We start from the raw sequence: 607 nt of genomic DNA, 5'->3' as shown, positions 1-607 counted from the left end.
TCCGGCCCAGCTTCCCGCTCCAGCCGCCGTCGAGCGCGCCCTCGGCGTGCTGAAGGGCGCCAAGCGCCCGCTGATCATCCTCGGCAAGGGCGCCGCCTACGCGCAGGCAGATGACCAGATTCGCGCCCTGATCGAACAGAGCGGCATTCCATTCCTGCCTATGAGCATGGCCAAGGGCCTTCTGCCTGACACGCATCCGCAGTGTGCGGGCGCGGCACGCTCCACCGTGCTGAAAGATTCCGACGTCGTCATGTTGATCGGCGCCCGCCTCAACTGGCTTCTGTCGCACGGCAAGGGCAAGGCCTGGGGCGACGCGCCGAAGAAGTTCATCCAGATCGACATCGAGCCGAAGGAAATGGACTCCAATGTCGAGATCGCTGCTCCGCTCGTCGGCGACATCGGCTCCTGCGTGTCGGCCCTTCTCGAAGGCATAGACGGCAAGTGGCAAGCTCCGCCGTCTGATTGGATCAACGCCGTCAATTCGAAGCGGGAAGAAAACATTGCCAAGATGGCGCCGCGGCTGATGAAGAATTCGGCCCCGATGGATTTCCATGGCGCGCTCGGCGCGTTGCGCACCGTCATCAGGGAGCGGCCTGACGCCATTCTT

1 pseudogene is annotated in these 607 nt (G+C 63.8%); it reads left to right on the top strand.

The annotated features are described in order from the left end of the window. A pseudogene (locus G6N73_RS36195) lies at window positions 1-607 on the top strand (oxalyl-CoA decarboxylase); the annotation flags it as partial.

This window comes from Allomesorhizobium camelthorni (assembly GCF_011045125.1).
Taxonomy (GTDB): Bacteria; Pseudomonadota; Alphaproteobacteria; order Rhizobiales; family Rhizobiaceae; genus Allomesorhizobium; species Allomesorhizobium camelthorni.
This window is presented reverse-complemented; position numbering and strand designations above follow the sequence as displayed.